The organism is Saccharothrix isguenensis (assembly GCF_052936305.1).
In genome coordinates, this window is record NZ_CP193626.1 from 907839 (window position 1) to 932638 (window position 24800).

20 protein-coding genes and 1 other RNA gene are annotated in these 24800 nt (G+C 72.6%); 14 read left to right on the forward strand and 7 right to left on the reverse strand.

Translation table 11 applies throughout. From position 1 onward, the window contains the following. Positions 1–11: 11 nt before the first annotated feature. The 3 genes from ACRAKI_RS04515 to ACRAKI_RS04525 are packed head-to-tail and all read right to left on the reverse strand — an operon-like array spanning position 12 to position 6663. Positions 12–4016, reverse strand: a complete 4005-nt coding sequence (locus tag ACRAKI_RS04515; protein WP_447005786.1) for a TIGR02680 family protein — start codon at positions 4014–4016, stop codon at positions 12–14. Beyond that, entirely contained in the window at positions 4013–5182 is a 1170-nt protein-coding gene (locus ACRAKI_RS04520) for a TIGR02678 family protein (protein ID WP_447005787.1), read from the reverse strand. Before ACRAKI_RS04520 ends, ACRAKI_RS04515 begins: the two co-directional genes overlap by 4 nt. Further along, on the reverse strand, positions 5182–6663 hold the full coding sequence (locus ACRAKI_RS04525) for a DUF2397 domain-containing protein (RefSeq protein ID WP_447005788.1): 1482 nt from the start codon (positions 6661–6663) through the stop codon (positions 5182–5184). The genes ACRAKI_RS04520 and ACRAKI_RS04525 overlap by 1 nt, the downstream gene beginning before the upstream one ends. 51 nt (positions 6664–6714) lie before the next feature. Here ACRAKI_RS04525 and ACRAKI_RS04530 point away from each other — a divergent pair, with 51 nt between their 5' ends. Next, a complete protein-coding gene (locus tag ACRAKI_RS04530; RefSeq protein WP_447005789.1) occupies positions 6715–7683 on the forward strand; it encodes a cobalamin biosynthesis protein in 969 nt (322 codons plus the stop codon). Here ACRAKI_RS04530 and ACRAKI_RS04535 read toward each other — a convergent pair. From ACRAKI_RS04535 to ACRAKI_RS04545, 3 genes are all read right to left on the reverse strand, one after another. Beyond that, a complete protein-coding gene (locus tag ACRAKI_RS04535; protein ID WP_447005790.1) occupies positions 7625–8440 on the reverse strand; it encodes an SURF1 family cytochrome oxidase biogenesis protein in 816 nt (271 codons plus the stop codon). The two genes, ACRAKI_RS04530 and ACRAKI_RS04535, sit on opposite strands and share 59 nt — an antisense overlap. A gap of 16 nt (positions 8441–8456) precedes the next feature. Next, entirely contained in the window at positions 8457–9020 is a 564-nt protein-coding gene (locus ACRAKI_RS04540) for a DUF1349 domain-containing protein (protein WP_447005791.1), read from the reverse strand. Positions 9021–9189: 169 nt separating this feature from the next. Continuing rightward, on the reverse strand, positions 9190–9651 hold the full coding sequence (locus tag ACRAKI_RS04545; protein WP_447005792.1) for a low molecular weight protein-tyrosine-phosphatase: 462 nt from the start codon (positions 9649–9651) through the stop codon (positions 9190–9192). Positions 9652–9720: 69 nt separating this feature from the next. Here ACRAKI_RS04545 and ACRAKI_RS04550 point away from each other — a divergent pair, with 69 nt between their 5' ends. From ACRAKI_RS04550 to ACRAKI_RS04585, 8 genes are all read left to right on the forward strand, one after another. Beyond that, positions 9721–10188: a hypothetical protein gene (locus tag ACRAKI_RS04550; protein WP_447005793.1), complete on the forward strand. Its 468-nt coding sequence runs from the start codon at positions 9721–9723 to the stop codon at positions 10186–10188. A 406-nt stretch (positions 10189–10594) separates the two neighbouring features. Continuing rightward, on the forward strand, positions 10595–11587 hold the full coding sequence (locus ACRAKI_RS04555) for a polyprenyl synthetase family protein (protein WP_447005794.1): 993 nt from the start codon (positions 10595–10597) through the stop codon (positions 11585–11587). A 10-nt stretch (positions 11588–11597) separates the two neighbouring features. Next, positions 11598–12641, forward strand: a complete 1044-nt coding sequence (gene cobC, locus ACRAKI_RS04560) for an Rv2231c family pyridoxal phosphate-dependent protein CobC (protein WP_447005795.1) — start codon at positions 11598–11600, stop codon at positions 12639–12641. Continuing rightward, positions 12638–13504: a Nif3-like dinuclear metal center hexameric protein gene (locus ACRAKI_RS04565; RefSeq protein WP_447005796.1), complete on the forward strand. Its 867-nt coding sequence runs from the start codon at positions 12638–12640 to the stop codon at positions 13502–13504. Before cobC ends, ACRAKI_RS04565 begins: the two co-directional genes overlap by 4 nt. Next, a complete protein-coding gene (locus tag ACRAKI_RS04570; protein ID WP_447005797.1) occupies positions 13501–14238 on the forward strand; it encodes a zinc ribbon domain-containing protein in 738 nt (245 codons plus the stop codon). Before ACRAKI_RS04565 ends, ACRAKI_RS04570 begins: the two co-directional genes overlap by 4 nt. Next, positions 14235–15362, forward strand: a complete 1128-nt coding sequence (locus ACRAKI_RS04575; RefSeq protein ID WP_447005798.1) for a bifunctional RNase H/acid phosphatase — start codon at positions 14235–14237, stop codon at positions 15360–15362. The genes ACRAKI_RS04570 and ACRAKI_RS04575 overlap by 4 nt, the downstream gene beginning before the upstream one ends. 50 nt (positions 15363–15412) lie before the next feature. After that, positions 15413–15811, forward strand: an RNA gene (gene rnpB, locus ACRAKI_RS04580) — RNase P RNA component class A. Between the two features lie 257 nt (positions 15812–16068). Continuing rightward, entirely contained in the window at positions 16069–17679 is a 1611-nt protein-coding gene (locus ACRAKI_RS04585) for a DUF6345 domain-containing protein (RefSeq protein WP_447005799.1), read from the forward strand. 149 nt (positions 17680–17828) lie between these two features. Here the strand turns inward: ACRAKI_RS04585 and ACRAKI_RS04590 are convergent, their stop codons facing one another. Beyond that, positions 17829–18173, reverse strand: a complete 345-nt coding sequence (locus ACRAKI_RS04590) for a ParB family protein (RefSeq protein WP_447005800.1) — start codon at positions 18171–18173, stop codon at positions 17829–17831. Between the two features lie 382 nt (positions 18174–18555). Here ACRAKI_RS04590 and ACRAKI_RS04595 point away from each other — a divergent pair, with 382 nt between their 5' ends. From ACRAKI_RS04595 to ACRAKI_RS04615, 5 genes are all read left to right on the forward strand, one after another. Further along, positions 18556–18834, forward strand: a complete 279-nt coding sequence (locus ACRAKI_RS04595; protein ID WP_447005801.1) for a hypothetical protein — start codon at positions 18556–18558, stop codon at positions 18832–18834. A gap of 3 nt (positions 18835–18837) precedes the next feature. Then, a complete protein-coding gene (locus ACRAKI_RS04600) occupies positions 18838–19308 on the forward strand; it encodes a hypothetical protein (RefSeq protein WP_447005802.1) in 471 nt (156 codons plus the stop codon). 25 nt (positions 19309–19333) lie between these two features. Continuing rightward, positions 19334–22150 (forward strand): ATP-binding protein, encoded by a 2817-nt coding sequence (locus tag ACRAKI_RS04605; protein WP_447005803.1) that lies wholly within the window; start codon positions 19334–19336, stop codon positions 22148–22150. A gap of 121 nt (positions 22151–22271) precedes the next feature. After that, positions 22272–24191 carry a hypothetical protein gene (locus ACRAKI_RS04610; RefSeq protein WP_447005804.1) on the forward strand — a complete coding sequence of 640 codons (1920 nt, stop codon included), beginning with the start codon at positions 22272–22274 and terminating at the stop codon, positions 24189–24191. Beyond that, positions 24191–24799, forward strand: coding sequence for a hypothetical protein (locus ACRAKI_RS04615; RefSeq protein WP_447005805.1), 609 nt, complete (start codon positions 24191–24193; stop codon positions 24797–24799). Before ACRAKI_RS04610 ends, ACRAKI_RS04615 begins: the two co-directional genes overlap by 1 nt. Position 24800 lies beyond the last annotated feature (1 nt).

The window sequence follows — 24800 nt, forward strand, 5'->3', positions numbered from 1 at the left end:
GGCGGGCCCCGCTAGGGGTCGACGCGGTCCAGGGCGGCGCCGTCCCAGGTTGTCTGGGTGCAGGCCACGCCGCGCCCGTTGCGGGGGCGCAGCACGTCGTAGATGTGCATGCGCGGGATCTTGTCGGAGACGCCCCAGCCGCTCGGCCAGGTGATCACCCAGTCCATGTCCAGGTCGACCAGCAGGCCCAGCATGCGGGCGATGGTCGGGTCGTCCAGCCGTTCGAACGCCTCGTCCAGCAGCACGAGGCGCAACGGTGAGAACTCCCCGCTCACCGCGTCGTAGAACGACGCCGCGGCGGCGAACAGCGTCACGTAGGAGATCAACCGGGTCTCGCCGGACGACAGCTGCCGGAGCCGGCGCTCACGCGGACCGCCGTCCGGCGCGGTGTCGGCGACGGTCACGGTGAACTGGTGCCACGTCCGGTAGTCCAGCGCACGGGACAGGACGTCCGCGTAGTTGCCGCTGTGCCGGTCCCGCTCCTCCTCGATCCGCTCCGTGAACACCCGGCGCAGCGTCGCGTCCTGCTCGGGCGTGCGCTCCGCGTAGGGCAGCCGGACCAGCGTCAACGCGTCACGGGTCGCCTCGTCCAGCGCCGCCGAGTGCTTCCACGCCAGCTTGACGTGCACGCCCTGGCTGGACCGCGCCCGCGACAGCACGCCGTTCATCCGCTTGCACAGGTCCTCGGCCACCGCGATCTGACCGCGCAGCCACTCGGCCAGGTCCCGGATCAGGTAGTCGGCGAAGATCACCTGGTACTGGCTGTCCAGCAGGCCGCGCTGCTCGCCGAGCTTCGTCGTCACCTGACGTGCCGCCGCCGCGACCGGCCGGGCGCCTTCCTCGCCGCCGACCATCACCGTCAGCAGACCCGCGTGCTGGTCGGCGGTGATGTCGTGGGTGCCGGCCAACGACGTCTGCAACGTCTGGAGCTTGGCGATCACGGTCGCCTCACCCGCGCCGCGCCGGTCGCTCCCGACCAGCGCCTCGCGCACCGACGGCACGTCCACCGGCCCGTCCGGCAACGCGGCGGCCAGCACACCGGGCGCGTCGAGAGCCGCCTTGAAGTGCTCCGCCGCCCGCGCCGACACGTCCCGCGCACCGGCGAGCTGCTCCGCCGCCGTCTCGATCTGCGCCTTGAGCTTCGCCGCCTCCTCGCGCGCCGACGCGACGTCCTCCCGCACGCGCTTCAAGTCGGCCCGGATCTCCAGCCGGGAACGCTCCACAGCGGACAACTGCTGGGCGATCTCGCGGGCCTCGCCGCCGATCGCGTCGGTCAGCTCGGCCAGGGTCGACGCCTGCGTCCCGTAGTCGCGGCACCGCGCCTCGGCCTCGGACTCGGCCGCCGCCCGGTCGTCCACGGCCGCGTGGTACCGGTGCGTCGCGTCGGTCAGGTCCCGCACGGTCGCCTGGCACTGGCGGCGCACCACGTCACCGAGCCGGTCCGCGATGCGCTGTGCTTCGGCCGCGTCGCTCTGCGCGCTCCGGAGCCCTTCCGTGTCGGCGGGCAGCTCGGCGTCACCCGCCTGCCGGACCACGGCCGCGCGCGACGCCTCGTAACGCCCTTGGGCGGCTTCCAGCTCGGAACGAAGCTTCTCCGCGTGGGCGGCGGCGCGATCGGCCGTCTCCCGCGCCGTGTGGAGCCGTCCGTGCCGCGCCAGCAGGTCCCGGTCGGACGGGAACCGGTCGACGTACCTCTCCCACTCGTCGACCAGACCGCGTGCCGCCAGCAGGTCCGCCGCCGCGACCCCCAGTTCGGCGCGCAGGCCCGACAGCTCGTCCTCCAGCTCGGCGATCCGCCGCTGCCGGGCCGCTTCCCGCGCACCGGCGCCGATGAACTCGGCCACCTCCTTGCGCCACGCACCCGTCAGCACGCCCGCCTGCCACCGGCCGTCGACCGACACGGCGAACGCGCCCTGGTCGAGCGACACCGACGCGAGCAGGTCGGCGACTGCCGAAGGGGGCACCGGCGAGTCCTGCTCGGCCGTGGGGACCAGGACGGACGCCAGCGACGGCCCGGTCACGGGGGCGGTCGCCACAGCGACGACGTCACCGTCGACCACGCCCGACGGCCCGACCCACGCGTCCAGCAGCCCGGACGCCTCCAGGGCCGCCTCCAGGCCGGCGCGCTGCTCGACGTCCGCGGTCGGCTGGAAGTCCACCAGCCGGTAGAACGGCGCGCCCGTCGCCGGATCGCGGTCGGCCGACGCGAAACGCCCGCGCGCGGGCACCTGCGCCGTGCCCGACCGGAGACCGGTCAGCTCGGCGTCCCGCGCGTCGATGGTCCGGCTCAGCTCGGCGTTCCGCTGCCCGATCGCGTGCGCGCGCTCCCGTGCCGCCGTCACCAGAGGTCCGACCCACTCGCGGGCCGCACCGGCCAACGCCCGCGCCGTGGACGGGTCCACCGACGTGGGCAGCTCCAGCGCGCCTTCCGGCCGGGTCGGTCCGGCGTCCTGCCACGCCTCCACGTCCGCCAGCCACGCCTGCGCGACCTCGGCCAGCTCCTGCGCTTCCTGGTTGCGCAACGCCGCCGCTTCCGTCGCGGCCCGCTGAGCGTCCCGCGCGGTCAGCTGGAGCGCGTCCACCTGGCGCTGCGCGGTGTCCAGCTCGGCCGCCTGCGCCGCCAACGCGAGCGCCAGAGCACCCCGCTGCCGGGCGGAGGACGCGATCGACGACGTGCGCGACGCGAGGTCGTCCAACGCCATCTCGTCCACCGCGGGAGGCACGCGCCGTTCGATCGGCAACGGCTCGGCTTCCGGATCGGGCTTGGCCCGCACGGACTCCGTCCGAGCGGAAGCGTCCAAAGTGGACACGCGAGGGATGTCCGGCACCGCGGAAGGCGACAGGCCGGCCGCCCGCAGGTGGTGGCGCAGCGGCTCCACCAGCTCTTCCGCCGCTCCCAGGTCCTCGGCCAGCCGGCGCAGCAGCCGCAGCACGCCGTCGACCGCGCCGTCCTCCTGCACCCGCTGCCTGTTCGCCATGTCCAACGCCGCCACGGCCGACGAGCGCTTCTCCGCCACCAGCTTCTCGCGCGTCTGCAAGTCCTGGAGGTCGCGGAACGCGGGCAGCTCCTTCAACGCCCCGATGGTCTCCTCGGCCCGCTGCTCACCGGCCTCCAGCTCCGACAGCGACCGCTCCGCCGCCGACCGCGCCGCCAGCGTGCCCGTCAAGGACGACGACAGCCGGGCCGACGCCCGTTCCAGCTTCCGCACCGCGTCCTCGGCCGCGCCCAACCGCTCGGCCGCCGTGCGCAACCCGCCGAACGCGTAGTCCGAGTACGTCTTCAGGAACGTCCCCAGCGCCGCGTCCGCCGACGAGAGCCGGGTGATGTTCTCCCGGATCGACTCCAGGTCGTCGAACGACGTCGCCAGCTGCTCGACCATCACCTGGTCCAACGGCGGCAGCGCGTCGGACAGGATCTGCTCCAGCTGCCCTTCCAGCACCTTCAGCCCGACGTCCGGGTTGCGCAGCGTCCGCTGGAGGTGCAGCAGGTCGCCGTACCGGGCCGCGGGCACGCCGTACACGGTCTCCGCCACGCGGGCCCGGAACGCGGCCTCCTCCAGCACGCGGTCCGCGCCGACCAGGTCACGCAGCTGCACCGGCCCCAACGGCGTCCGGTCCGCACCCACCAGCGCCAGGTCGTGCCCCACCCGGAGGGACGTGATGAACCGCCACGAGTCGGTGATCGCCTGTGACGTCTTGGACGCCTTCACGCCCAACCCGCAGGTCAGGAACTCGCCGTCGCGTTCCAGCTCGACCCACGCGTACCCGATGCGGTTCGGCCCGCCGTCGTAGTCGTCCAGCATGAGCCGCCGCAGCGACACCGTGTCGAAGCCCTTGGAGCCGACCTGCCGCAGGTCGCCGTCCAGGCACAGCGGGAGCAGCAGCTCCAGCGTGCGCGACTTGCCGGAGCCGTTGGTGCCCTGGAAGATCGCGCGCCCGCCGGAGAAGTCGAACGCCTGCTCGGTGTACTGCCAGATGTTGACGATGCCGCCCCTGTGCAGCCGCCACCTGTTCACGCGGTCTCCTCATCGAACAACGACCAGCTCGGCACTTCCGGGACGACGACGGGCTCCGCTTCACGTTCCGGGTCGCCGTCGGGCTCCGGTATCCAGCGGTGCGCGGCGGCGTTGAGCAGCCACCCGTCGTCCGTCGGCACCGCCAACCCCATGCGCCGCAACAGTTCCAACACCTCTGCGGTCAGCCGGTCCAGGTCTTCGGTGAACTGCTTCGACCACGCGGCCGGGTAGTCCTCCACCAGCCGCTCGCACACCTCGCGCAACTCCCCGCGCACGACCACGTGACGGCCGTCGGGGCGTGGGTCCGAGGACAGCAACTCGGGCAGCGCCAGCAACGCGATCCGCGCGACCGTGGACGTGCCGGGGAAGTACAGGTCGGTCAGGTAGTCCTCCGGGTCGGCGGCCAGCACGCCTTCCACCCGGCACTCGGTGTGCAGCCCGAAGCACGTCTCCAGGAGCGCGGACTCCTTGCGCTGGTGGCGCCGCAGCCAGTCCGCCTGCTCGGCCGGCAGGTCCGCGTACAGCACCACCGGGTTCTCCACCAGCTTGCGCCGCACCGCGTGCTCGACACCGCGCGGACCGGGCCGGGCCGCCAACTCCACCAGCCGATCGGGTGACGTGGCCTCGGCCACCGGCCCGGTGAGCAGCTGCCCGAGCAGGTCGGTGTCGATGGTGATCAGCGCCTCGGCCTGGTGCACGTCCACCGTGCCCTCGGTCTCGTGCAGCACGCCCAGCGACACCAGGTGCCGCAACGCCGCCGTCAACGCGCGCCGGTCCACCACGTCGTCCACGACGGCGATCCCGGCCTCCACCGCCGCCGCCCGGATGTCCGCCACCAGCCGCGACAGCAGCGTCTGCCGCCCGATGCCGGTCAGCACCGCCATCGTCAGCGCCACGTACGCGTACCCGCGCGGGGACATGCCGAGCACGCCGCGCGAGTCGTCACCGCCCGGCCCGGACTTGTAGAGCCTGGCGAACCGCCGCTCCACCACCAGCCGGTACCCCAGCGTCCGGGCGAACAGGTCCTGCAACGCGGCCCGGTGCCGGTAGACCAGCGTCAGCAGCTCGCCGTCCGGCCCGTCCGCGCGCAGCAACGGCCGCCGCAGGAGGGTGCGGGCGCACCGCACCGCGTTCGCCGCGTCGATCTCGGAGAGGTCGTCGAACATCAGTCGAGCACCAACGTCGAGTCGTGCAGGGTCAACGTGCCGGCGGCCGAGCGGATCCGCGTCGCCTGCCCCCGGGCGTGCGCCACGGTGACCCGCAGGCCGCGCACCGGGTCCGTCGCCGAGCCGGGGTCGGACGCCGTGTCCCGCTGCGCCATGGCCAGCGTCAGCAGCTCGCACAGCACGCCGAGCGCTTCACCGGACAGCGTCGCCTCCGCCAGCCTGGGCGCCGCCGCCGCGAGCTCGGCCACCGACGCGGCCCGCCGTTCGTCCGCCTCCCGCGCCTCGGCCAGCAGCGACTGCTCGGTCATCGGGTCGTCCAGGATCCGCGACGTCCGCCCGCGCGCGCCGCGATCACCACGGGTGCGCACGCTCACCGTGACGTCGACCACCGGCCCGTCCCGCCACGGCGTGCGCTCGTTGTCGCTGTCGTGCTCGGGCGCGGGGGAGACGTGCCGGGCCGAGTACAGCCCGAACGCCGCCGCGTACAGCTCATGGGCCCGCTCGCGCGACCCGGAGTCGAACCACGCGGCCAGCTTCAGCAGCTCCGCGCGACGGCTCGGCAGCAGCCCGCCACCGGACGTGGCCCGCTTCACGCTGGCCAGCAGCGACCCGATCGCCCGCGCGGTGGCCTCGCGCAACGCCGTCACCTGGCTCGGCCGGCCGGGCCGGTCCACGAACCAGTCGGTCAGCTCCTGCCAGTCCTCGGCGGACCGCCCGCGCGCGCGTTCCACCTGCTCGCCCAGGTCGGCGCGGCCCAGCAGCCGGAGCAGCTCCGACCGCGCGGAGTTCACCCGGGCCAGGGCGTCCGCGATGGCCGGGGTGTGCCGCAGCACGTCTTCCACGACCATCTGGATGTACTCCACCAGCAGGTTCCGGAACCCGGAGATCTCCTCCGGGTCCAGGTGGTGCCGCGTCACGACCTGCCCCAGGTACGCGTAGAAGTCGCGCACGGTCGCGGCCAGCTCGGCGTGCTGCAGGAACAGCGTGGTGACCTGCTCGGCCAGCACCTCGCGCGGCCGGCGACCGCCGCTGATCACCGCCTCCGACAGCGACTGCCCCAGCTGCCCGAGACCGCGTTCGACGGCGGGCAGCAGCTCGCGGGACACCTCCCGCGCACCCTCGGGCACGCGCAGCAGCTCGTCCACGTCGCGCTGCACCCGGACCGCGAGCTTGCTGACCTGGTAGCGCACGCTGCCGTGCTGGAACTCGGCGATGCTCGACGCCACCACCTCGCGCCGGCCCTGCACCAGGTTGCCCCACTCGACCAGCTGCCGGAGCCGGTTGAGGACGTTCTCGATGCGGGACTCGCCCGGCTCGACCCGGCCCTCCCGCTCGGCGCCGGCCAGGGCTCCCGCGACCTCGCCCGCGGACAGGTCGGCCAGCAGTGTGGACGTGAACAGCCGCATGATCGCCAGGTACGTGCGCTGGTGATCGCGCGCGTCCAGGTAGGCGTACAGCTTGAGGCGGCCGGCTGGTTCCACGGTGGGCCACCCTAATGCGGCGGTCCGACACCTGCGGGCTACCGTGCCGGTGTGAGTCTGGGGCGGGCGGTGGGGTTGGTCCTGGGGGTGGCCGCCGATGCGGTGTTCGGCGACCCCCGCAAATATCACCCGGTAGCGGGATTCGGGCGGGCGGCGGCGGCGCTGGAGCGCACGTTGCACCGCGACCACAAGGCGGCGGGCGTCGCGCACGCGGCGGCGTTGGTCGGCGGCACGGTCCTGGCCGGTGTCGCGGTGGAACGGCTCGGCCGGCGAAGCCAGGTGGCGCAGGTCCTGACCACGGCCGCCGCGACGTGGATCGTGCTGGGCGGGTCGTCGCTGGCCGAGGAGGGCACCGCGATGGGCCGCGAGCTGGACGGCGGCGACCTCGACGCGGCGCGCAATCGTTTGCCCAACCTGTGCGGGCGCGAGCCGCTGAAGCTGGACACGCTGGGTCTGGCGAAGGCGACCGTCGAGTCCGTGGCCGAGAACACGTCCGACGCGGTGGTGGCCCCGCTGTTCTGGGGCGCGGTCGCGGGCGTGCCCGGCCTGCTCGGCTACCGCGCGGCGAACACCCTGGACGCCATGGTCGGCCACCGCAACGAGCGCTACCTGCGGTTCGGCTGGGCGGCGGCACGCTTGGACGACGTGGCGAACCTGCTGCCGTCGCGGCTGGCCGCCCTGCTCACGGCGGCGGGCGCGCCGGTCGTCGGAGGGTCCGCCGGTGAGGCTTGGCGGACGTGGCGGCGTGACGCGGCGGCGCACCCCAGCCCCAACGCGGGTCAGGTGGAGGCGGCGTTCGCGGGGGCGTTGGAGGTACGGTTGGGCGGTCGGACGGTCTACGCGCACGGTGCGGAGGACCGGCCGGTGCTCGGGCACGGCCGCAACCCCGACGCCGGTCACGTGACGCGGGCGGTGGAGCTGTCCCGGGTCGTGGGCGCGTCGGCGGCGGCCGTGACCGCGGTCATCGCGCTGGTGCGGCCTCGTCTTCGGCGAGCTGCTCGGCGACGGACTTCCGCCTGACCTTGGCCTTGTCGGTCTTGTCCGCGTCCTGCTCGCGCAGCGCGCCGCCGGGCCGGACCTCGCGGACGGTGAAGTACAGCCAGCCGCCGAGCGCCATCGCGCCGAACGCGATCCACTGCAGGGCGTAGGAGAAGAACGGTCCCGCGTCCAGCTTCGGCAGCGGCAGCGACTCCTCGACACCGGGCTGCCCCTCGGTGAGCTGGAAGTAGCCCGGCCGGATCTCCAGCCCGGCCGCCCGGCCGACCACGGCGGAGTTCACCGAGTAGACCTGGCGGTGCCGGTCCTCCTGGAACGCCTCGCGCTGGTCCGATTCCTCCCGCCTGGCCAGCGCGACCAGGGTGACCTCGTCGGTCGGCACGGCCTTCAGCTCGGGCACCCTGATCCCGTTCACCGGCCGCACGTAACCCCGGTCGACCAGCACGATCGGCCCGTCGGTCAGCTGGAACGGGGTCAGCACCTCGAACGCCGCCTCGCCCTGGACCGTCCGCAGCCGCGCCACCGCCTGGCCCTCGGGAAGGTAGCGGCCGGTCAGCGTGACGCGCTGCCACTCGATGTCGGCGTTCGGCCGGTCGAGCACCGTGGTGACGGGCACCGGATCGGTGCGGACGGACGAGGTGACCGCGTTGTTCTGCGCCGCGCGCTCCACGTCGCGGCTGAACTGCCAGGGCGCGAGCAGCGTGAAGCACGCGCCCGCGAACACCCAGACCGCCAGCGTCAAGGCCAGCCACCCGGGTTGCAACAGGAACTTCAACCGCACATGACCACGGTAAGCCCTAGGCCGTTGTGACCTGCACCCGGTCGAAGCGCGCGGTGAACCCGGGGCCGGTCGGCGCCGCCGCCATCACGCCCACCAGCGCCTCCACCTCGGGCGGGAAGTAGGCGAGGCGCAGCATGGTCGTCGGCTCGGCGTCACCCATGCCGTAGCGGACGGTCACCGCGTCGCCCTCGCGCACGGCGGAGATCGTCGCCCGCTGCACCGGGCCGCCCGACACCACGGACCAGTCCGACAGGTCGCGCGTGACGACCGTGCTGACCTGGAACTCGTCGTCCACCAGCTCGACGCCCGCCTTGATCCAGTTCCGGTCGTCGATCCACAGCGCGATGCCGGCCTGGTCGTACTGGGAGGCGTAGTCGGCGGTGAACGAGGCGACGATGGTGAAGTCGTCGGTCAGCGGCACCCCGAGCACGTGCCCGCTGTCGCGGACGTAGCCGTAGTGGGTGGTCCGCCACAAGTCGGTGTCCGGGTCGCTGGTGATGGCCAGCCCGTCCTGGTCGCTCCAGGTGCGCGGCTCGTTGAGCCACCGCCAGTCGTCGCGGTCGAACGCCTTGATCCCCATACGGGGAATCATGTCAGCGAACGCGCCGTTGACAACGCCTGTTGTGCGTAACCGCGGCCGGACCGGGCGGCGTTGACCGCACGCGCCCCGCGCAGTGGGAGGTGCGGCGAAAGCCCAGGTGATCGCCGGACCAGGTCATCGCCGGTCCGCTGATCGTCGGGCCACGGCGTCACAGCCGTTCGCGCACCCACGCGAGCAGCCCGGGCACGGCAGCCTCGACCATCTCCACCACCGCGTCGAACCCGGCCTTGTCGCCGTAGTACGGGTCCGGCACGTCCACCCCGTCCGCCTTCGGGTCGAACGACCGCAGCAGCCGCACCCGCTCCGGGTCGGCGACCATCCGCCGCAACGCCCGCGCGTGCCCCGAGTCCAGCGCCACCAGCAGGTCCGCGTCGAGGTGGTTCTCGTCGACCTGCGCGGCGGAGTGGTCGGTCGGGTAGCCGTTGTCGACCAGCGACTTCGCCGCGCGCGGGTCGGCCGGGTCGCCCACGTGCCAGCCCCCGGTGCCCGCGCTGGTCACCTCCACGAGATCACCCAGGCCGGCCCGGCGCAGGTGATCGCGGAATATGATCGCGGCCACGGGGGAACGGCAGATGTTGCCGGTGCAGATGAACGAGACGGTGAGCGCCACGGCGGGTGAGTCTGCCAGGTGGGCGCCTCGCCGCGACCGTCGAATCGACCGGCGTTCGTGGGGGTCCGCATGTCGGGGGTGCTGGTCGGTGTCGTCGTGCTGCTCGCGGCGGTGGCGGTCGCCGTGGCGGTGGTGCGCCGCCGGTCGTGGCCCGAGACGCCCGCGTTCGCCCGGCCCCGTCCCGTGACGTCGCCCGGCGGACCGGTCCACGACCCGAACGCCGGGTTTTTCACCCACCGCGGTTTCCTGTTCCGGAAAAGGCATTTCTTCGTCGGCACGGGTTGCCCGCCGGCCCTCGTCACCGATTTCCCGTCACTCGACGTGTCGCGTCGGGAACAGCCTGTGCGCATTGCCCGGCACGGCATTCGCACGTGGTGGTGGTACCGGGACGAGTTCTATCGCGAGGCGGCCGGGCTGGGCCCCGACGACGTGCTCGCCTGGGTCCGTGAGCGGGACCGCAGGCTCCTGGCCAGGCAGGACCGGGCTCGGCTGCTGTCCGCCGCGGAGCGGAGCCTGCGCGAGCGCGACAACGGGTAACGAACGGGCGGGCAATTCCGACGCCATTCGTGGGGAATGCGTCGGGAAGGAATGTGAATGACTCGCACATGTGTCGTGCGCCGGGTTCGTCCGTCCTATTCGGAGCGAGTGGCTCCGGGGCGCGCCGGGGTGTCCGGCCGCCCGAGGAAGGCAGGGGACCGGTGATCGAGCCGTCGCCGTACCGGTGGACCGGGTGTGAAGTGCCCTCGCTCACACACCTCGTCCTGAGCCTCGCCATGGTGTTCTTCGCCATGGCCGGCTCGGTGGTCTGAACGGCCACCGGCACTAAACCCGCAGGTCCGGGCTTTGTGGACGGCTGAAACCGTTCCCGGCCGCTGCGCTGTCGATGCCTTCGGGTTTCGGCAATCTCAGTGCGCTCTCAGGTCCGACGCGAGACGATCAGCGCGTGTCCACCGTGAAGCCGTCGACCATGCCGACCATGCCGGCGCTCGCCCGGGCGCTGCCGAGGGTCGAAGACGAGATCCGGGCCTTGGCGACGTCGTCGTCATTACCGATCGTCAACACCTACACCGGTCGCATCACCGCGGCCGGCGGCAAGCGACTGCGCTCCGTGCTGATCCTGGCCGGCGAGCTGGCCGCGTCGGGCATGATCACCGACAAGGGCATCACCTCCGCCGCCTGCGTCGAGCTGCTGCACGCCGGCTCACTGGTGCACGACGACCTGATGGACAACGCCGAGGAACGCCGCGGGGTGCGCACCGTCAACGCGGACTGGGGCGTCGGTCCCGCCGTGCTCGTCGGCGACTTCATGCTGGCCCGCGCCAGCCAGGCCGCGCTCGACAGCATCTCCCCGTTCGCCGCGAGCCAACTCGCGCAGTCGGTGACCAACCTGGTCGAGGGTCAGGTGCTGGAGGTCCTCGACCTCTACAACGCGCACCGCACCCCGGACAACGCCCTGCGGTCCATCGAGCTGAAGACCGGCGCGCTGTTCGAGGTCGGCTGCGTGCTGGCCGCGCACTGCGCCGACGCCGACGACGCCACCTCGGCCGGGCTGTCCCGGTTCGGCGCGCTGTTCGGCCTGATGTTCCAGATCCTCGACGACCTGCTGGACCTCGCGTCCACCGCGGAACGGCTGGGCAAGCCGGTCGGCAACGACATCCGCCAGGGCGTCTACACGTTCCCGCTGCTCACGGCGATGACCTCGGACCAGCGCGCGCTGCTGGAGAAGCGGGGCCGCGACCTGGCGGACGCCGAGCTGGACAACCTGCTCATGGAGCTGCGGGAGACCAGCCTGGTCGCCGACACGCTCGCCCACTGCACGTCGCTGGCCGCGCAGGCGGTGCGCGCGCTGCCGGACCTGCCCGAGTCGGAGGCGCTCGACGTGCTGCGCGAGCTGCCGGGGGCCTACCTGGACTGGGCGGCGTCCCAGATCGCCTAGACTCGCGGCGATGACCAGCCAGGATTCCGGCCGGGCGCTCCTGCGCCACCACGGGGACGTCGACGCCGCGCCCGGACTCGCGGACTTCGCGGTGAACGTGCGGATGCCCGCGCCGCCCGCGTGGCTGCGCGACCGGCTGGTCGCCGCGCTGGACCACCTGGGCTCCTACCCCGCCGCCGCCGCCGACGAACGCGCCCGCGCGACCGTCGCGGCGAGGCACGGCCGGGCCGCCGACGAGGTCCTGGTCCTCAACGGCGCGGCCGAGGGCTTCGCGCTGCTGCCGAACCTGCACCCGTGCCTGGCCGCCGTCGTGCACCCGTCGTTCACCGAGCCCGAAGTGGCGCTGCGGGACGCGGGCGTGCCCGTGCACCGGGTGCAGCTGTGGCCCGAGGACGACTACGCGCTGCGCGTCGACCTGGTGCCCGACGAGGCCGACCTGGTGGTGCTGGGCAACCCGACCAACCCGACGTCCGTGCTCCACCCGGCCGAGGTCGTGGCGTCGCTGAGCCGGCCCGGCCGGGTGCTGGTGGTGGACGAGGCGTTCGCCGACGCCCTCCCCGGTGAACCGGAGTCGCTGGCAGGCCGCGCCGACGTGCCGGGTCTGCTGGTGCTGCGCAGCCTGACCAAGACGTGGGGCCTGGCCGGCCTGCGCGCGGGCTACCTGCTCGGCGCGCCGGAGCTGCTGGCCCGGCTCGCGCTGCCCCGCCCCCAGTGGCCGGTGGGCAGCCTGGTGCTCGAAGCCGTCACGGCGTGCTGCGAGCCGGACGCCGTGGCCGAGGCCGAGGCGTTGGCGCGGGAGGCGCGCGAGCACATCGCGCACGCCGTCGCGCGGCTGGGTGACCTCGTGGTCGTGCCGCCGGACGCGCCGTTCGTGCTGCTCCGCGTGCCCGAGGGCGAGCGGGTGCGGCAAGCGTTGCGGGACAAGGGGATCGCGGTGCGGCGTGGCGACACGTTCCCCGGCCTGACCCCCGACCACCTCCGCGTCGCGGTCCGCCCGCCGGAGGAGTTCGAGTCCCTCGTGGACGCCCTGCGAGTGGTGCTGGAGGACCGGTGACGACGCTCGGCGACGTGCTGGCAGCCCTGGAGGCCGCCTACCCGCCCGCGACCGCCGAATCCTGGGACGCCGTCGGCCTGGTCTGCGGTGACCGCGCCGAACCGGTGTCCAGGGCGCTGTTCTGCGTGGACCCCGTGGAGTCCACAGTGGATGAAGCGCTGGAGGTGGGCGCGCAACTCCTGGTGGCGCACCACCCGCTGATGCTGCGCGGCGTCACGGGCGTGCCCGCCGACGACCCGAAGGGCGGGCTGGTCCACCGCCTGATCCGGTCCGGCGTCGCCCTCTACACCGCGCACACCAACGCCGACACGGCCAATCCCGGCGTCTCGGACGCCCTCGCCCAGGCCATCGGACTGCGGGTCACCGGCCCGCTCGTGCCCCACCCGGACGCCGGACCGCCGTCCGCGCCCGCCGACACCGACAGCGCCACCGGCACCGGAATCGGTCGGATCGGCGAGCTGGACCGGCCCGAACCGCTGCACGAGTTCACCCGCCGCGTCGCCGACGCCCTGCCCGTGACGGCGTGGGGCGTGCGCGCGGCGGGCGACCCGGACCGCCTCGTCCGGCGGGTCGCGGTGTGCGGCGGCGCCGGCGACAGCTACCTGTCCGCAGCCTCCCGCGCCGGCGTCGACGCCTACGTCACCGCCGACCTGCGCCACCACCCGGCGGGCGAGCACCTGGCCGCGGGCGGTCCGGCCCTGGTCGACGTGGCGCACTGGGCCAGCGAGTGGCCGTGGTGCGCGCAGGCGGCAGACGTCGTGCGCGCCGCGCTCGGCGGTACGGTCGAAGTCCTCGTCTCCACCCGCCGGACCGACCCGTGGACCGTCGGCGTGACGAGCCGAACAGGAGGATCATCCAAGTGAAAGCCGATCCCGCCGTGCAGCGCAGGCTGCTCGACCTCGCGCAGGTCGACGCCGAACTGTCGCGCGTCCTCCATCGACGCCGCACGCTGCCCGAGATCGCGGAGATCGCCGAGGCGGAGAAGCAGTTCCGCGCCAAGCAGGACGCGCTGACCACGATCGAGACCACGCTCGGCGATCTGAACCGCGAGGTCAAGCGACAGGAGACCGAGATCGACCAGGTCCGCGCCCGCGAGGAGCGCGACCGCAAGCTCCTCCGGGAAGGCACGGTCGGAGCCAAGCAGCTGACCGACCTGGAGCACGAGCTGGCCACCCTCGGTCGCCGCCGCGGCGCGCTGGAGGACGACCTGCTGGAGCTGATGGAACGCCGCGAAGCCGTCGAGGCGGACATCCAGCACGCCCGGGTCGCGCTGGAGAAGGCCCAGGAGGCGCTGTCCGACGCGGCGCGCCGCCGGGACACCGCGCTGGCCGACCTGGAGTCGACCGAGACCAAGCGCACCTCCGACCGCAAGCTCATGGTCGGCCAGTTCCCCGCCCCGCTGCTCGCGCTGTACGACCGGGTGCGCACGCACAAGGGCATCGGCGCGGCGCTGCTCCAGTCACGCCGCTGCGGAGCGTGCCGCATCGAGCTGGACCGCAACGCGTTCGCCAAGGTCAAGGAGTCGGCGGCGGACGAGGTCATCCAGTGCGAGGAGTGCGACGCGATCATGGTCCGGACCGGGGAATCGGGTCTGTGAGGGTCGTCGTCGAGGCTGACGGCGGCTCGCGCGGCAACCCCGGGCCCGCCGGGTACGGGGCCGTGGTGCTGGACGAGTCCGGCGCGGTGCTGGCCGAGCGGTCCGAGGGCATCGGCGTCGCGACCAACAACGTCGCCGAGTACCGAGGGCTGATCGCCGGGCTGCGGGTCGCGGCGGAGGTCGGCGCGACCGTGGTGGACGTGCGGATGGACTCCAAGCTCGTGGTCGAGCAGATGTCCGGCCGGTGGAAGGTCAAGCACCCGTCCATGCAGCCGCTGGTCGCGCAGGCCCGTGAGCTGGCGCGGGCGTTCGAGCGGGTCGACTACGAGTGGATCCCGCGCGAGCGCAACCAGCGTGCCGACCGGCTGGCCAACCAGGCGATGGACGACCAGGCGGGCGTGGGACAGCCGGGCAAGCAGACGCCGGAGAAGGACGCCCCGGCGCGGCCGGAGCCTCAGCAGCCCGACGTGGCCGCCACGCAGTCGCCCACGTCGTGGACCGGCGCGGTCGGCGAGCCGACCAGGCTCTACCTGCTGCGGCACGGGCAGACCGAGCTGTCGGTGGCCCGCCGGTACTCCGGGCGCGGCAACCCGCCGTTGACCGAGGTCGGGCGTGGGCAGGCGGAGGCGGCGGCACGTCGGCTGGCGAAGGTGGAAGGGTTGGCGGCGGTGGTCTCGTCGCCGTTGGGCCGCGCGCAGGAGACCGCGCGCGCCGTCGCGGCTGCCACCGGGGCCGCGCTCACGTGGGACGAGGACCTGATCGAGACGGACTTCGGCGCGTGGGAGGGCCTGACGTTCACCGAAGCCGCCGAACGCGACCCCGAGGTGCACCGGAGGTGGCTCGGCGACCCGTCCGTGCCCGCGCCGGGCGGGGAGAGCTTCGACCAGGTGCACCACCGGGTGCGACGGGCGCGCAACGCCATCGTGTCCCGGTTCGGCGGTGCGAACGTCGTCGTGGTCAGCCACGTCACGCCGATCAAGTCGCTGCTCCGGATGGCCCTGGACGTCGGCCCGTCCCTGCTGTTCCGGCTGCACCTGGACCTGGCGTCGTTGTCGGTGGTCGAGTTCTACCCCGACGGGCACGCCTCCGTGCGGCTGGTCAACGACACGTCGCACCTGGGCTGACCGGCCTGGTTCCACCGCCGGGTGACCCGCCGGTATCCTGGTGGCGCGGATGAGTCGGCAGGGCGGCCGCGTCGACGGATTCCGGTCCGTCGCCGAGGAAAGTCCGGACTCCACAGGGCAGGGTGGTTGTCAACGGCAACCAGGGGCGACCCTCGGGACAGTGCCACAGAGAACAGACCGCCTCGGCGCGAGCCGGGGTAAGGGTGAAACGGTGGTGTAAGAGACCACCAGCGTTCCCGGTGACGGGAGCGGCTAGGTAAACCCCACCCGGAGCAAGGCCAAGAGGGTGCCCCAGGGCACCTGCGCAGGCGATCGAGGGCGGCCCGCCCGATGCCTGCGGGTAGGCCGCAAGAGCCTGTCGGCAACGGCAGGCCGAGATGGATGGCCGCCGAACGGGACCGCCGCGAGGCGCCCGGGAACAGAATCCGGCTTACATGCCGACTCATCCGCCCCTTCCCACCCGGCCCCGGCCTGCCGTCTTCCGGCCCTCGGCCCGATCTCATCCTGCCGGCCAGGTCCGACAATTCCACTCGGCGTGGGCCGCGACCGCCCGATCGGGCTACTCGTCCGCCTGTGAATCCCTTGCGCGCCACCGTTGTTACACAAGTGAGGCCGTTCGGGTGGTTCCTCGTATCAACCCGGTCCGGCCCGGATCCTCCCCCCAGACCACGGGCCCTGCCCCGCGGTACCACGAGGAGGGAATCCCATGTCCACAACGACGAGGCGCGCCACCACCTGGCTCGCCCTGACCGGCCTGCTGGGCGCCGCGGCGATCACCGGGTCCGCCGCCACCGCCACGGCGGCATCGGCGGAGCTGCCGGTGTACGGGGTCCGGTCCGCCGGGCTCAGCCCGGACCAGGCCGCCGCACTGCAACGCGCGTTCGGGCTCAAGGACGTCCACCTGGCCGACGACGGCTCGGTCGCGTTCGCCGACGAGTCGACCTACCTCCACGTCCCCGGACTGGACAAGGGCGCGGGCAAGCCGGACGAGGACGGCAGCGAGACCACCCAGACGGCGCTGGACGTCGACGCCCTGCGCCGCCTGACCGCCATCCCCGTCGAGGACGCCACCAGGAAGGCCCTCGGCACCCTGCGCGGGATCGGCCTGCTGCCCGCCAACGCCACCCCGACCGCCCAGCAGACGACGTTCGAGGTCGTCGACGCGTACGACAAGCCGGTGCTCACCGCGCCGCTGGACACCGCCGTCTCCTTCGCCTTCACCCTCGACGGCGTGCCGCTGGAAGGACCGGGCGCCAAGATCCGGATCGCGTTCGACGGCCAGGGCGCCGTCGCCGGCCTCAGCTACAGCACGCGTGACGTGGTCAAGGTCGGGACCGTGGCCGTGCTCAGCCTGGACGAAGGCCGGGAGCGGTGCGCCAAGGCGCTCGGGTCGAGCGTGCGGACGACCGGTGTGTCCTATGTGTACGAGGCGCCGGCGCTGGCCGACAAGGTCGACAAGCTGGAGCCCGGCTTCCGCTGCGACGGCGTCAACGCCGACGGGGCCGACGTCCAGTCCGTCATCGTGGGCGCGACCGTCGACGCGCGGCTGCCGCAGCCGGACCCGGTGCAGCCGCCGCGTTCGGAGAGCGCTTTCAGCCCGCAGTGGACGAACCGGGTCGACGTCGGCAGCGAGGGCACCGGGTCGTGCTCGGGCCTGCCGTTGACGGGCAACAACCTCGCCTCGTTCAACAACCGGTTCACGGCGGCCGGCGTGCCGGTGCAGTTCAGCTGGCTCAACGGCAACGCGTGGGAGCGCGACTTCAAGGACCCGGCGTTCGTCGGCGGCCTCGACCAGGTGTACGCGGACGACGTGGACATGACCTACTGGCAGGGTCACGGCTCGCCGACGGGGTTCTCGTTCGCCGGGTGCAGCAACAACACCGACACGTTCCTGTCCAACAACGACGCCCGCTGGGGCAACCGGGACGTCGAGTGGATGAGCCTGTTCACCTGCTCGATCCTGAAGGGCACGTCGGGCGGGCTGAGCTGGGCGCAGCGCTGGGGCAAGTCGTTCAGGGGGCTGCACCAGATCAACAGCTTCGACACCGTGTCGTACCACAGCGGTGTGCACGGCGGGCGGTTCGCCAACTACCTGGTGCGGACGCCGTTCCTGTGGTGGAACAAGCCGATGAAGGTCCGCAGCGCGTGGGCGCAGGCGTCGATCGACACGCAGCCGGCGCAGGTCAAGTGGGCGACGATGGGCCCGATCGGCACCGGCGGGCTCGCCAACTTCAACGACTACTTCTGGAACAAGGGCCCGGTCGGCCCGGACACCCTGCCGACCAGCGGCTTCTGGCGCATCTCCGGCTCCAGTTGATCCACCGCGCCGAGAGGGTCCCTTCCGCCCCTGGGGGTCGGAGGGGGCCCTTTCCGTGCTCCGCCGGCAGGTTCGCGGTGTCCGAGTGGCCGACTCGCGGTGTCCGACCGCGCGACTCGCGGTGCCCGAGTGGTCGACTCGCGCGTGGGTCAGGTGCGGCGGGAGGGGCGGCCGGGGGGCATGCGGAAGACCGGGCGGAACGCCTCGCCGTCGTTGTAGCGGCGTTCGAGGTCGGCCACGTAGGCCTCGACGGCCGGGTTGACGATGTCGGCCAGGCTGCGGACCCCGGCCTCCGCCTCGTACGCCGCCAGGTAGGTCGCCGCCGCCCGTGCCCGCTCCAGCACGTCCTGGTCGAAGTTCACCGTCCGCTGCACCCGCCGCCCGGTTTGCCGGTCCGCCCCGGTAACCTGATCATTGTCCGCAACGGTCACGGAGACGGTGATTTCGTTCACTCCGGCGGCTGGTTCGGGCACGGCCTCGGGCGGCTGGGTCATCGGCGAGCCTCCTCGGCGTCGTCACTCCGGGCTGCGGTCCGTTCGGCCTTCGCCGCTCGACCGGACGGTCTAGCCCGGAGCGTCGGCGGGAAGAGGGCTGGAGGTCGTGCGCACTGTGCGTGACCAGGAGGTTCGCAGTCGGGTGAACTATCTCAGCAATCGGGAGAATCCGGGAACGTCGGTTCTCCACCGGCTTCCCCGGAACCATGATGTCCGTGGCCAGATTAGACGTAATCGACTGCCAGGGGAACGGTTATTGATCTACCCACCGCTAGCCGACCGATACACCTCGTGACGAAGACGTGTTCTACTCGATAGCGCACCAACCGGACGGGCACCCCTCGGCTCGCCCGGCGAAGTCCTGCGTACTCAGGAGTACGAGATGACCGCCCAGACCCTGGTAACACTCGCGCAGCAGCAACCGCTCGCGCCCGGCACAGGCGGCTTGCGCCAGTGGATCCTCGACAACCTGGTCCCGCTGCTCTTGCTGACGGTGGCGATGCTGCTGCTCTGGCTCGGCGGCGGCAAGGGTGACAACGCTGGGGTCATGCGCCGTCTCGGCGGCGTCATCATCGCGCTGGCGATCATCGGACTGGCCGTCACCACGAACGCTGCCTCGGGCATCGGCCAGTGGATCGCCGGCCTCTTCACCGGCGGGTGACCCTTGCGGGTACGCACTGACGACGAGGTCTACCGGGTCGACGCCGTCTGGCTCGGCCCGCCCAAAGCGACCTTCCCGTGGCGTGCGCGTTACGTCGCGTGGGGTGTCGGCATCGTGGTGTTCCTGCTGGTCACGGCTGTCCAGCGGCAGATCGGCTTCGGTTTCGACTTCATCAACACCGGCTGGGGCTTCGTGATCACGATCGCCCTGACCAGGGTCATCTGCTCGCGGATCAGCCACGAGCGCCCGCTGTCGTCGGTCCTGACGATGTGGGGGCGCGAGCTGACCGCGCCGCGGGAGACGACCGCGGGCCGGGGCGGCGCGGCCAGCGCCGCCCGGATCCGGGCCAGCCCGCACCGCCCCCGCAAACGTCCCAAGGGGGCGAAACGCGCGAGCGCCGCCGCCCGATCCCAGCACCGCAGGCAGCAAGACAGCCGTCAGAAGGAGGTGCGCGGTGTTCGGACGCCGGCGTGACCGTGACCGACGATCCGCTGCGCACGTGGCACAGCACGCCGCCGCCGCGCGCGACGACCGCAAGGTGTACAGCAAGCGCGGTCGCCGCCTGCCGGGAGAGCAGGCCGTGCCCAGCTACACACCGTCGATCTCGGCCCGCAGCATCGACGGCCACCTGCTGCGCACCGGCCAGGAGGTCTACGCCTGGTACCGGCTCGCGCCGCAGCGCTGGTCGTTCCGGTCGGACTCGCAGCGCCAGGACCTGATCGCGGCGATCGCGGGCCAGTACGCGGAGCTGCAGGGCCGCTGGATGCACCTGCGCGTGACGACCCGCCCGTACCCGATCCGGATGTGGGCCGAGGCGCACGTCCACAACGCGGTGCGCCGGCTGCCCGACACGCCCGGCACGCTGAGCTTCGACGACTACATGGTCGGCGAGCAGCAGCAGCTGATGGGCCGGTCGATGGCCGAGAAGGAGGTCTACCTCGGCGTCCAGGTGCAGACCCGCAACATGATGGACCGCGCGGTCGAACGCGCCGCCCCCGTGCTGCGGAAGGTCTTCCCGGACGCGGTGGACGCGGAACTGGTCGCCATCGAGTCCGAGATCGACCACCTCGACCAGGTGATCGGCTCCGCCGGCCTCGAAGGGCGTCCGGCCACGGCCGAGGAGATGTCCTGGCTGATGCACCGGTCGTGCTCGCTGGGCCTGCCCGCGCCGCGCAACCTCCCGGCCGTCCCCGGCGCGCCCTGGGAGCCCGAGGACCTGGCCAGCTTCACCGACGCGGCGGACTTCCACCAGGAGCCGTACTCGCCGACCGTCACCGTGCGTGGTCGCACGGGCTCGAACGCGGGCATCAAGCGGCACGTCGCGGTGCTCACCGTCGGCCTGATGCACGGCCTCCAGATCCCCGAGGTCGACGACCCGTGGATGCAGCGGTCGGACCGGCTGCCCGCCTCCGTGGAGTGGTCCGCGCGGATCTACGTGCGGCGTCCCGAAGAGGTGGCCGGCGAGCTCCAGCGGCAGATGAGCAAGGTCCGCTCGCAGGTGCGGCACTACACCGACGAGCACGAGCTGGACCCGCCGCAGTCGCTGGCGCGCCAGGCGTCCCGGGTGCTGGAGATCGACGACGAGATGACGTCGGGCTTCACCGCGCTGGGCACCCGGGTGCGCAGCTGGTGGCGGCTCGCGGTGTCCGGCCCGACCGAGCGCGACGCCCTGCGCCTCGCCCAGGGCCTGCTCGACCTCTACAAGCCGAAGGTGGCCATCGAGCACCCCGAGGCGCAGTACGCGATCGCCCGCGAGTTCATCCCCGGCGAGCCGCTGTCGTCGTCGGCCTACCTGCGGCGCGGCTCGGTGCTGTGGGCGGCGTCCGCCGTCCCGACCGCGACCGCCGAGGTGGGCGACCGGCGCGGCATCCTGCTGGGCGAGACGGTCACCGCGACCCGTCGCCCGGTGGCGTGGGACCCGTGGATGGCGCAGGAGCTGCGGGACTCGTCCGGCCTGACCGCGATGGTGGCGGGCCTCGGCGCCGGCAAGTCGTTCCTCGGCGGCGGCATCGTCTACAAGACGCTCCGCGCCGGCGCGCACTGGACGCTGCTCGACCCGTCCGGTCCGCTGGCCGCGCTGTGCGAGCTGCCCGAGCTGAAGCCGTACGCCCGGCCGATCAACCTGCTCAACGCGCAGGCGGGCATCCTCAACCCGTACCGGGTGGTGGCCGAGCCCCAGCTGGAGCACTTCATCGACGAGGAGGACCCGGAGCGGGCGTGGCGGCGTGAACGCGCGCTGGCCGCGGCCACCCGCCGTCGCCTCGTGCTGGACGTGCTGTCCGGCCTGCTGCCGTACGAGGTGGCCCGGCTGCCGCAGACCCGGATCGTGCTGCTGCGCGCGGTCCGCACGGTCGGCGGCCGGCCCGACGCGCACCCAGGCCAGGTGTTCGAGGCGCTGCGGCGCGACGCTTCGGAGCACCACGAGCACGCCGTCGTCGTCGCCGACTTCCTGGACGAGATGCGCGAGCGCATGTCGCTGCTCATCCCGGAGAAGGACGCGGACCCGTACAACGAGGCGCGCGACGACCGGCTCACCGTGCTGACCATGGCGGGTCTGAACCTGCCGAAGGACGGCGTCGGCCGCGAGCACTGGACGGACGCGGAAGCGCTCGGAGTGGAGATGCTGAACCTCGCCGCGTGGCTCACCCAGCGGTCGATCTACGAGCGGCCCAAGGACCTGCGCAAGGGCGTCTGGATCGACGAGGCGTTCTTCCTGTCCGAGGTGCCGACGGGTCGCGTGCTGATGAACCGCTTCGCCCGCGACTCGCGCAAGTGGAACGTTCGCGTGCTGCTCTCGTCGCAGATCCCGGCGGACTTCCTGAAGATCCAGGGCTTCGTCACCCTGCTCGACTCGGTGTTCGTCGGCCGGCTGGACGACGACTCGGCGCAGGCGGACGCGTTGCGGCTGCTCAAGGTGCCGATCGGCGCGGGCTACGAGCAGGTCGTGGCGTCACTGGGCCGTCGTCCCGGCGGCGTCCGCACCAACCTCGAACGCGACCGCGCGCCCCGGCAGTTCATCTTCGCCGACGGAGCGGGCGGCGTGGAGCGGATCCGGATCGACTTCTCCGGACCGCACCTGGAGCACCTGCGCAACGGCCTCGACACCACCCCGGACGCGCTGCGCGAGGGTGCGGAGTCGACCGACGTCGAGGTCTCCTCCCCGCCGCAGGACCCGTTCGCGTACGCCGAGCAGTACAGCGACGACTACGACGACGAGCTGGCCGCCGACCTGGAAGTGGGCCTGGCCGACGAGCTGGTCGACTCCGCACACGGCGAGGGAGGAAACCGCCGACCGGGCCGGGAAGGCGCGGCATGAGCGGGCAAGCGGGCGAACCGACCGGCGAGGGGAATCGCGCTCACGTCACGGGGCACTGCGCCTCCAGCACGCCGCGCACCACCACGCTGGGCACCTCGCCACGCCCTGGCGAGGTGCGGACATGAGCACCCTCTTCTTGGTGGCGCTGGTCGCCGTCGCGCTCTACGCGCGGCGGCGTTTCAGACGCGCTCAGGAACACTCGGTCGTGCACGGCAGACCCGGCCGTGCCCGGTGGCGCGCGATGGCCGTGGTGGTGGCGATCGTCGGCCTCCAGGCCGTCATCGGCGCCACGCCGGCCCACGCCGCGCCGTGCGGTGAGGCGCCGAACCCCGAACGCCCCGGCTCGGGCATGGTCGGCGCGATCGACCCGCCGATCGGCAACGGGATGCCGGACACGCCGTACCTCACCTACGGGTACGCGGGCATGGTCTGGCACACCTACCAGGAGAAGTGCCTGATCCCCAACGCCACCCCGGTGCTCGACACCTGGATGGGCAACGAGCTGTTCAACGTCGGCAAGAACATCGTCGGCGCGACGAACGCCCTGCACTACACGGTCGTCGGCCAGGGCCTGCTCCAGCCGCTGGACGAGGCGGTGAAGGAAGGCGTCCAGAAGGTCTACGACAACGTCTACCTGCGCTGGTTCGGCCTGGTGGCGCTGATCCTGGCGGTGTTGATGTTCCGCCAGATCTGGCAGGGCGACCTGGCGTCGATCAGCAAGCGGGGGCTGTGGGCGCTGGCCGCGATGTGGCTGGCGACGTCGACCCTGGCGCTGCCCCAGTTCTACGACCTCCTCGACAGCACGCTGGTCAGGAAGACGTCCGAGATCCAGGCCGGTTTCATCGACCTGGACGACGGCCAGGACAACCTCGACGTGCTGCCGTCGCGGCTGCACGACTCCGTCGTCTACCAGAGCTGGCTGCGCGGCGAGTTCGGCGCGCCGGAGGCGCCGCAGGCCACCGAGTTCGGCCCGAAGCTGCTGGCCGCGCAGGCGTGGACGGTGCAGGAACTCGGCGAGCACAAGGACGGCGACCAGGCCGCGCTCGACGCCAAGAAGGCCGAGTACAAGAACATCTACGCGCAGCTCGGCCCGACGAAGGGCTACTTCAGCGGTGAGGACGGCGGCCGGACCGGCGCCGGGTTCCTGTCGCTGCTGCAAGCCGTCGCGTTCTCCTTGTTCCAGCTCTTCGCGAAGGCGGCCGTGCTGCTGGCGCAGCTGCTGCTGCGGGTGCTCACGCTGGCCGGCCCGCTCATCGGCCTGGTCGCGCTGCTCCACCACGACCTGCTGCGCAAGGTCGCCCGCGCGGCGGCCGTCACGGTGTTCAACGTGCTGCTGCTCGCGGCGTTGGCGGGCGTGCACGCGGTGCTGCTCCAGGCGATCTTCAACGCGTCCGGGTTGTCGCTGCTGACGAGGACGCTGCTCGGGCTGATGCTGACGGTCGTCTGCTTCATGGTCGGCAAACCGCTGCGCCGGATGTGGCAGATGGTCGAGATGTCGATCGGCTCGGCGAGCAACGCGCTGCCGATGCGCGGCGGGGTCCTGTCCCGGCTGCGCAAGAGGCAGGAGGGCTCGTCGCCGCAGGAGCAGTTCTGGGACACCGTGCGCGACACGGACCCGGACGGCCCCGAGGCGCCGCAGCGGGATCGGCGGCGGGTGCGGCCGGAGGCGGCCAACCCGGTCGTCGCCACCGCGCAGCGGTTGGACCGGGCCGGGAACAGCGGCGGGAACGGCGTGGGGGAGCTGGGCGCTGGTGCCGGCCGGACCGGCGCCGCGGCGCTGCCCGTCGGTGCGCACGGCGGGCCGCAGGCGGCGCTGCCGTCCGGGCGGTCGCGGGTGGTCGACGTGTCGCCCGTCTCCGACCGGAACTACGACCGGGTGGACGACGCGGTGCTGGTGCCGTCGCGGACCAACGGTTTCGGCCGCGTCGCGGAGGCGCCGGTGCTGCCGGGGCCGCGTCGCGCGGAGACGGAGGTCGTGGCGGGCAGGCAGGTCCACGTGATCTACCGGCCGTCACGCGGGCTTGAGGTCAGGGACAGCTGATGCCGATTCGGACCAATCGCGGCCGGGCGGCCGTGTACCGACGCCTGTGGGGCTGGCCGTTGCGCTCGCCCAAGCACCTGGCGGCGACGATCGTCGGCGTGATCGCGCTGATCACCACGATCAGCGTCGTCATCCCGAACGCGGTCAACCAGCGGCCCGCCGGCCAGGGCGCCACCACGTCCACCACGCAGGCGGCCACCGGCGGTGGCAACCAGATCGGCGTGCTGCCGTCCGCCACGGCCACGCCGCTGCCGACCAAGGCGCCGAGCCCTGTCCCGGCGCCCCCTTCGGTGACTGCGGACCCGACCGTGCAGATGATCGCGGACATGTGGGTAGATGCGTACGCCTCCTTCGAGCCGGGCAAGACCACCAAGGAGGAGTGGCTGAAGGGCCTCAAGCCCTATACGTCGAAGGAGCAGTTCCCCCGATTGGAGTCGATCGCGCCGGAGAACGTGCCCGTGGTGATCGTGAAGGCGGTTAAAGCGGTCAAGTCGGTCGCCGGTTCGGCGGAGTTCGAAGCGGAGCTGGAGGACGGCAAGCTCTTCGTGACCGTGGTGGAACTCCCTGAGGGTTGGCGCGTGCACAAGTTCGACAGGACAGGGGGGTGAC